Origin of the sequence: Streptomyces sp. AA4, assembly GCF_000158875.1 — a bacterium.
Lineage (GTDB): Bacteria > Actinomycetota > Actinomycetes > Mycobacteriales > Pseudonocardiaceae > Amycolatopsis.
The window spans coordinates 7,084,359-7,093,076 of sequence record NZ_GG657746.1 but is presented as its reverse complement, the minus strand read 5'-3'; the positions used below and the strand labels follow the sequence as shown (position 1 = coordinate 7,093,076).

Genomic DNA, 8,718 nt, shown 5'->3' with positions numbered 1-8,718 from the left:
TGCTCGACGTACGACTCGATGCGGCGCACCCGACCCTCCAGTGATTTCACTTTCTGATATCGATGTCATTTTTTTTAAATGAGCACAAGAAATATGTCAAGGCACGCAGATCCTCCCCCCCCCCCGCGATACGAAGCCCCCCCCGCGCGTTCGGGGGCGCTTGTCAAGGCATCTTACCCCCCTTGACAAGCACGACCGAACCGTCACGAACAAACAACCTTCGGGGTGCGCCACGCAACCCAGGCGGCGATGTCGCCCGCCAGGGCGACGAGCCGAAACGGCCCCTCAAGCAGCCTCGCCCACCCGCTTCCGAGCCTTCTTCAACGCCAAAACCGGACACTTCTTGCACCGATCCGCAGACCGGCAACACTTCTTCTTGACCTTGCCGGCCTTGATCATCTTCCGCACTACAGCCCGAGGATCATCCGCGTGCTTCTTCCCCATCACGCACTCCTCAGCCCGGCGAAAAGAACTCCACAAGATTAGGTGAGCCTAACCGACGGGAGGGCGTGGCGCTCCTCACACGAACCCAGCAGGTATCCTGTTGGAAGTCCGCGTGTGGCCAAAGCCGGTCAGCGAGAGCCGGTCGCATTTCCCGGTGCCCGTGATCTTCGTTCGCCGCGCGGCGCCACCCGCCTTTATTCTTCGAAGTTCAGGAGTCTTCGCGTGCCCGCAGCCAGCGCCACCGCGGTCGAAACCGGCCGCGCGTCCGGCAAGACCCGGCCCGACCTGCGCAACGTCGCGATCGTCGCCCACGTCGACCACGGCAAGACGACCCTGGTCGACGCCATGCTCCGCCAGTCCGGCGCCTTCGCCGAACGCGCCGAGCTGGTCGACCGCGTGATGGACTCCGGCGAGCTCGAGCGGGAAAAGGGCATCACCATTCTCGCGAAGAACACCTCCATCCACCGCCAGACCCCCGAGGGCACGGTCACCATCAACGTGATCGACACCCCGGGCCACGCCGACTTCGGCGGCGAGGTCGAGCGCGGCCTCTCCATGGTCGACGGCGTCGTGCTGCTGGTCGACGCGAGCGAGGGCCCGCTGCCGCAGACCCGCTTCGTGCTGCGCAAGACGCTCGAGGCGAAGCTGCCGGTGATCCTCGTGGTCAACAAGGTCGACCGCCCGGACGCCCGGATCTCCGAGGTCGTCGAGGAGACCCACGACCTGCTGCTCGACCTGGCGAGCGACATCGAGGACGCCGACCACGACGCGATCCTCGACCTCCCGGTCGTCTACGCCTCGGCCCGCGCCGGCAAGGCGTCGCTGGAGCAGCCCGCCGACGGCGGCCTTCCCGACAGCGAGAGCCTCGACCCGCTGTTCGAGACGCTGCTCACGCACGTCCCGCCGCCCGTCGCGGACCCGGACGCGCCGCTGCAGGCCCTGGTCACCAACCTCGACGCGTCGAACTTCCTCGGCCGCATCGCGCTGATCCGCATCCACGCCGGCAAGCTCCGCAAGGGCCAGACCGTCGCCTGGATGCGCGAGGACGGTTCGGTCCAGAACGTCCGCATCTCCGAGCTGCTGGTCACCGAGGCGCTCACCCGCGTCCCGGCCACCGAGGCCAGCGCGGGCGACCTCGTTGCGATCGCGGGCATCCCGGACATCACGATCGGCGACACCCTCGCCGACTCCGAGGAGCCGGTCGCGCTGCCGCGGATCACCGTCGACGAGCCCGCCATCTCGATGACCATCGGCGTCAACACCTCGCCGCTGGCCGGGCGCAACGGCGGCGACAAGGTCACCGCGCGGCTGGTCAAGGCCCGTCTCGACCAGGAGCTGATCGGCAACGTCTCGATCCGCGTCCTGCCCACCGAGCGCCCGGACACCTGGGAGGTGCAGGGCCGCGGCGAGCTGGCGCTGGCCATCCTGGTCGAGCAGATGCGCCGCGAGGGCTTCGAGCTGACCGTCGGCAAGCCGCAGGTGGTGCTGCGCACGATCGACGGCAAGCTGCACGAGCCGTTCGAGCGGCTGTACATCGACTCGCCCGAGGAGCACCTCGGCTCGATCACGCAGCTGCTCGCCGCCCGCAAGGGCCGCATGGAGGACATGAGCGGCAACGGCACCGGCCGGATCAAGCTGATCTACGTGCTGCCCTCGCGCGGCCTGATCGGCTTCCGCACCGACTTCCTCACCGAAACCCGTGGCACCGGCATCGCGAACCACGTGTTCGAGGGCTACTTCCCGTGGGCGGGCGAGATCCGCACCCGGCACACCGGTTCGCTGGTCGCCGACCGGTCCGGTCCGATCACCGCGTACGCGATGATCCAGCTCCAGGACCGCGGCAGCTTCTTCGTCGAGCCCGGCGCCGAGGTGTACGAGGGCATGGTCGTGGGCGAGAACCCGCGGCTCGAGGACCTCGACATCAACATCACCAAGGAGAAGAAGCTCACGAACATGCGCTCGTCCACCGGGGACGAGCTGGAGCGCCTCGCCCGGCCGCGCAAGCTGAGCCTCGAGGAGGCGCTGGAGTTCTGCGCCAGCGACGAATGCGTCGAGGTCGCGCCGGAGGTCGTCCGGGTCCGCAAGGTCACTCTCGACATCGCGACCCGCGCCAAGGAGCGCTCGCGGGCCAAGAGCCGCGAAAACAGCTGAACCTCGCGCAGGTGAAAAAGGGCGCCTCCCGTTCCCGGGAGGCGCCCTTTCGCGTGAACCGCGGAGGTGGTTCGCGCGTCCACTCTTATGGCGGTACCCGCTCCGATGTCACGGGGCGGCGGCCGATGTGGGAATCTCGATGCCGGCCCCCGCCCTGGCATGGCAGCATGTCCGCTCGGACGACGGAGCGCGGCGGGAACTTTCAGGAGGACGAGCGTGCGATTCGGACGCCGGCTGGGGCCGGTGCTGGCGCTGGCGGGAGTACTGCTCGCCGCGTGTTCGAACACCCCGCCGCCCCCGGTGGTCACGTCGGCCCCGCCGTCGAGCACGACCAGCGCGGCGTCGCTGTCGCAGATCGTGGTCGGCGTGGACGACGTCGTCGGCGGCTACAACCCGCACAGCATCGCGGACGCGTCGACGATCACCACCGCGCTGTCGCAGCTCCTGCTGCCCTCGGTGTTCCGCCAGTCCGAGGACGGCACGCGCACGCTCGACAAGACGCTGATGGTCTCGGCCGACGTCGTCTCGCAGGTGCCGTTCACGGTGAAGTACGTGATCCGCCCGGACGCTTCGTGGTCCGACGGGGCCCCGATCGCCACCGAGGACTTCATCTACCTCGCCAACGCGATGAAGACGAACCCCGGCGTGATCGATCCGGCGGGCTACCGGCTGATCTCGGACATCGAATCCCGCGACGGCGGCAAGGGCGTCGAGGTCACCTTCAGCAAGCCGTACCCGGCCTGGCAGACGCTGTTCGACAACCTGCTGCCGCAGCACCTGCTCAAGGACTCGCCGGGGGGCTGGACGAACGCCCTCGCGACGAGCTTCCCCGCGGTAGCCGGGCCCTTCGCGATCAAGACGATCGACACCGCTCGCGGCGAAGCGACTCTCCAGCGCAACGACCGGTACTGGGAGAAGCCCGCCGCGGTCGACACCTTAATCCTCCGCCGCTCGGACGCGTCCGGCATCGCGACCGCGCTGCGCAGCGGCAACGACCAGTTCTCCTTGACCCGCACCGATTCCACCGGCCTGCAGCTGCTGAACGACCTGGGCTCGGCGGTCAAACTGCACACCGTGCCGCGTCCGCTGACCGCGTCGGTGCTGCTGCGCCCGGTGAGCGCCACGCTTTCCGAACCGCAGGTGCGCGCGGGCATCGCCGCACTGCTGGACCGCGGAAAGCTGATCTCCGCCGGGGCGAAGGGTGGCCCCTCCGCGGCGCTGAAGGCGGACGCCCAGGTCCTGCCGCCCTCGGCGAAGGACTACGCGGCCACCATTCCGGCAGGCCCGCCCGCCGCGCCGGACGCGACCAAGGCCGAGCAGTACTTCACCGCCGCCGGGTACAAGAAGGAAGCCGGCGTGTGGCGCAAGGGAAACAAGACGCTGTCGATCGTGCTCGCGTCGCCCGGCGAGCAGGAGCCGTACGCGTCGATCGCGAAGGAACTGGCGTCGGAGCTGGTGGCGGGCGGCATCGAGGTCAACCAGATCAAACCGCAGCCGCGCGACCTGTATTCGTCTCTGCTGGCGATGCCGGTGGTGAACGGGAAACAGCAGGCGAGCCCGGACTCGAACAGCACCGTGGGCGTGGACATCGCCGTCGTGGGCCAACCGGTCGGCGGCGACCCGGCGACGGTCCTCGCGTCGAGCTACGGCTGCGCGCCCGAACCCACGCCGGTGGACAAGACGAAGCCGGTGGTGCCGGCCAATCCCGCGGGCCTGTGCGACCAGGGCCTGCAAGCGACGATCGACTCGGCGCTCACTGGTTCCGCGACGGTCGCCGATTCGCTCAAGACGCTGGAACCGCAGCTGTGGTCCCAGAACGTCGTGATCCCGCTGTTCCAGGAAGCCGAGACTTTGGCTGTCGGCAAGGGAATCTCCGGCCTGACGCCGGGCCCGCCGATGCAGGGCCCCTTCGGCTCCGCGGTGAACTGGACCCGCGGCGCGACCTGAGCTGAAAAGCCGTGAAGGGCTCCTTGAGGGAATCTGATTCCCTCAAGGAGCCCTTCACGGACCAGGCTGAACCCAGCGTCAGATCAACTGCAGGCTTTCCGCGAAGTGGCACGCCACCGGGTGCGCCTGCCCGCGGTCCACCAAGGCGGGCTCTTCCGTCTTGCACTTCTCGCGCCCGGCGTCGTCCAGCTGGTTCGCGAACTTCGGGCACCGGGTGCGGAACCGGCAGCCCGACGGCGGGTTGGCCGGGCTCGGCACGTCACCGGTGATCACGATCCGCTGCCGCGTCCGCTCCTTGCGCGGGTCCGGCACCGGGATCGCCGAGATCAGCGCCTGCGTGTACGGATGCGCCGGGTTCTCGAACAGCTCCTCCGACGGCGCGGTCTCCACGATCTTGCCGAGGTACATCACCGCGATCCGGTCCGCCACGTGCCGCACCACCGAAAGGTCGTGCGAGACGAACAGGTACGACAGCCCGAGTTCGGCCTGCAGATCCTTCAGCAGGTTCAGCACGCCGGCCTGGATCGACACGTCGAGCGCGGACACCGGCTCGTCCAGCACCAGCACCTTCGGCTTCAGCGCGAGCGCACGGGCGATGCCGATGCGCTGCCGCTGCCCGCCGGAGAACTCGTGCGGGAACCGGTTGCCGTGCTCCGGGCGCAGGCCGACGGTCTTCATCAAGTCGCGGACCTGCTGCTTGCCGCCGTTCTCGTACAGCCCGTGGATGCGCAGCGGTTCGGCGATGATCTCGTTCACCGGCAGGCGCGGGTCGACCGAGGCGTACGGGTCCTGGAACACGATCTGCATGCTGCGCCGCAGCCGCTGCAGTTCGCGCTTGCCCATCGTCGCGAGGTCCTTGCCCTCGTAGGTCACCTTGCCGCCGGTGAGCGGCTGCAGCGCCAGCGCCACGCGGGCGGTGGTCGACTTGCCGCAGCCGGATTCGCCGACCAGCGCGAGCGTCTCGTGCGGGTAGATGTCGAACGACACGTCCGACACCGCCTGCACCGCCCCGGAAATGCGGCGCAGGATGCCGCCGCCGCGGATGGGGAAGTGCTTCACCAGGTTCTGCGCGGAGAGGACGGGCGTCTTTCCCGCCGTGGCCTCGCTCATCGGTTCGTCTCCGTGTCGTTCGCGATGGCGTCCACGGCGACCGGGACGGCCGCCGCGTCGGCCGAGGTGGGGCTGAACAGCTCGGCCGGGTCCTTGCCGACGACCTGCTCGGTGAAGTGGCAGGCCGCGTGCTGGCCGTTCGGGCCCGCGACGAGCACGGGCTCCTCCTCGTCGCAAATCGGCTGCGACAGCGGGCAGCGCGGGCTGAACGGGCAGCCCGGCGGCATGTTCTGCGTGGCGGGCGGCGAACCGGTGATCGGCGTGAGCCGTTCGGTCTTCACGTCCAGCCGCGGCAGGCTGCCGAGCAGGCCCAGCGTGTACGGCATCCGCGGGTTATAGAAGATGTCGTCGACCGTGCCGGATTCGACGACCTTGCCCGCGTACATCACGTGCACCCGGTCGGCCTGGCCGGCGATCACGCCGAGGTCGTGCGTGATCAGCACCATCGCCGCGCCGGTTTCCTTCTGCGCGGCCTGCAGGGCTTCGAGGATCTGCGCCTGCACCGTCACGTCGAGCGCGGTGGTCGGCTCGTCCGCGATGATCACGTCCGGGTTGTTGGCCATCGCGATCGCGATCACCACGCGCTGGCGCATGCCGCCGGACAGCTGGTGCGGATACTCGTCCGCGCGCTGCTTCGGGTTCGGGATGCGGACCAGGTCGAGCAGTTCGATCGCCTGCTTCTTCGCGACGTCCTTGCGCACGTCGTGGTGCGCGGTGATCGCCTCGGCGATCTGGTCGCCCACCGTGTACACCGGGTTCAGCGAGGTCATCGGGTCCTGGAAGACCATCGCGATGCCCTTGCCGCGGACCCGGTTCAGTTCCTTCTCGTTCGACTTCAGCAGGTCCTGCCCGCCGAACCGGATCGAGCCGGACACCTTCGCGGTCTTCGGCAGCAGGCCCATCACCGCGAGCGACGTCACCGATTTGCCGGAACCCGATTCGCCGACGATGCCGAGCACCTCGCCGCGGCGAAGCTGGTAATTCACGCCGCGCACGGCGCTGACCACGCCCTCGCTGGTCGGGAATTGCACGGTCAGGTCCTCAACGACGAGGACGGGATCGCCGCCGCGTCCTTGCGAGCCGTTCTCGGTCATGCGCGCACCTTCGTCTGCTGGGGGTCGAACGCGTCCCGCAGGCCGTCCCCGATGAAGTTGATCGTCAGCGCGATCAGGATGATGAAAATGCCCGGGAAGTAGAACAGCCACGGCCGCGTGTCGATCGCGGTCTGCGCGCTGCTCACGAGCAGCCCGAGCGAGGTGTCCGGCGGCTGCACGCCGAAGCCGAGGAACGACAGCGCCGTCTCGAGCAGGATGGCGATCGACACGAGGATCGTCAGGTTGACGATGATCGCGCCGAGCGCGTTGGGCACCAGGTGCCGGAAGATGATCCGGCTGTCGCTCGCGCCGAGCGCCTTCGACGCCTCGACGAACTCCTTCTCGCGCAAGGAAAGCACGACGCCGCGCGCCACCCGGGACACGTACGCCCAGTACAGGCCGCCGATGACGACCGCGATCAGCCACCACGTGCCGCCGGACTGGTGGCCGAGCACCGCGGCCACCGCGAGCAGCGGCAGCGTGAGCACGAGGTCGGCGATGCGCATCAGGACCGTGTCGAGCCAGCCGCGGTAATAACCGGCGACCGCGCCCCAGACGGTGCCCACGACGGTCGCGAAGATCGCCACGAGGATCGAGATCTGCAGCGAGATCTGCGTCCCGCGCATCACCTGCGCGAGGGTGTCGTGGCCGACCGCGTCGGTGCCGAACGGGTGGTCGCCCGAGGGCGGGGCCGAGTTCTGGTCGGTGATGTCGGCCGCGTTGTACTTCCAGATCGCCGCGCCGAGGTAGGCGAACAGGATGATCAGCACGAACACGACGAGGCTGATCATCGCGAGCCGGTGCTGCAGGAACCGCCGGAAGACCAGTTGCGCCTGGCTGCGTTCCTTGACCGTGAACTCGCGTTCCGGCGCGCCCTTCGGGGTCTGCGGGTCGTCCGGAGCGAACCGGCCGCCGCCCAGGGTGGTGGGCGGGCCGGGGATTGCGTCGTTAGGCATAGCGGATCCTCGGGTCGAGCAGGCCGTAGAGCAGATCGGCGACCAAGTTGAGCAGGATGATGAACGTGGCCGCGATGAGAAGCCACGCTTCCACCGCGTACACGTCGCTTCGCTTGATCGCGTCCAGCAGGAAAGCGCCCGCGCCTTGCCATTGGAACACGGTCTCGGTGACCACGGCACCGCCGAGGATCGAACCGATGTCGAGTGCGGTCACCGTGGTCAGCGGGATGAGCGCGTTGCGCAGCGCGTGCTTGCGCGTCACTGTCCAGCGCGGCAGGCCCTTGGCCCGGGCGAGGCGGACGTAATCGCTGTTGAGCACCTCGAGCATCGACGCGCGCTGGTAGCGGCTCCAGGCCGCGTAGCTCGTCAGCGCGAGCGAGATCGTCGGCAGGATCAGGTGGCCGAGCACGTCGCCGAACTGGGTCCAGAACCCGCCCGAGGCGACCACCGACGAGGACCCGATGGTGTAGAAGACCTGGTCGCCCACGGACTCGTTGATCCCGATGCCGATCTGCTTCAGCACCAGCGCGAACCAGAACGACGGCATCGACAGGAAGAGGAAGCCGAAGAAGGTCGCGGTGTAGTCGAACTTGGAGTACTGCCGCGACGCGCTGATCACGCCGATCAGGACGGCGAGGATCAGCGCCACCACCATGGCGAGCACGATCAGCCGCAGCGTCACGCCGAACCGGCCGAACACCTCGCTGCCGATGTTCATGGTGGACTGGACCGAGGGGCCGAAATCACCGTGCAGCACGCCGGTGATCCAGTGCCAGTAGCGCTCGAGAATCGGCTGGTCGAGATGCAGCCGGATGCGTTCGAGCTCGATGGTGCGAGGGGGCGGCGGCGGGTTTCTCGCGATCAGCGGGGTCAACGGGTTGGCCGAGAGCGACACCATCACGAAGACGACGAACGTCGACAAGATGAGGATCGGCACCGAGACGAATAGCCGGCGCAGTGCGAAGGCAAGCATGGAGGTCTTCCTGCTCTGGACGGTGTTCTGCCATCGCCCGCCG

The 8,718-nt window shown here is 68.4% G+C and carries 6 protein-coding genes; 2 read left to right on the top strand and 4 right to left on the bottom strand.

The window, feature by feature from the left end:
* Positions 1-666 precede the first annotated feature (666 nt).
* Together typA and SSMG_RS32250 are read left to right on the top strand one after the other, a co-directional pair.
* A complete protein-coding gene (gene typA, locus SSMG_RS32255) occupies positions 667-2,595 on the top strand; it encodes a translational GTPase TypA (RefSeq protein ID WP_009083070.1) in 1,929 nt (642 codons plus the stop codon).
* A gap of 216 nt (positions 2,596-2,811) precedes the next feature.
* A complete protein-coding gene (locus SSMG_RS32250) occupies positions 2,812-4,542 on the top strand; it encodes an ABC transporter family substrate-binding protein (protein ID WP_009083068.1) in 1,731 nt (576 codons plus the stop codon).
* 78 nt (positions 4,543-4,620) lie between these two features.
* Here the strand turns inward: SSMG_RS32250 and SSMG_RS32245 are convergent, their stop codons facing one another.
* From SSMG_RS32245 to SSMG_RS32230, 4 genes are read right to left on the bottom strand one after another with little or no spacing between them, the layout of a single operon-like run.
* Entirely contained in the window at positions 4,621-5,652 is a 1,032-nt protein-coding gene (locus tag SSMG_RS32245; RefSeq protein ID WP_009083066.1) for an ABC transporter ATP-binding protein, read from the bottom strand.
* Entirely contained in the window at positions 5,649-6,746 is a 1,098-nt protein-coding gene (locus SSMG_RS32240; protein WP_009083063.1) for an ABC transporter ATP-binding protein, read from the bottom strand. The genes SSMG_RS32245 and SSMG_RS32240 overlap by 4 nt, the downstream gene beginning before the upstream one ends.
* A complete protein-coding gene (locus SSMG_RS32235; RefSeq protein ID WP_009083061.1) occupies positions 6,743-7,702 on the bottom strand; it encodes an ABC transporter permease in 960 nt (319 codons plus the stop codon). The genes SSMG_RS32240 and SSMG_RS32235 overlap by 4 nt, the downstream gene beginning before the upstream one ends.
* Positions 7,695-8,675 (bottom strand): ABC transporter permease, encoded by a 981-nt coding sequence (locus SSMG_RS32230; protein ID WP_009083059.1) that lies wholly within the window; start codon positions 8,673-8,675, stop codon positions 7,695-7,697. Before SSMG_RS32230 ends, SSMG_RS32235 begins: the two co-directional genes overlap by 8 nt.
* Positions 8,676-8,718: the final 43 nt, after the last annotated feature.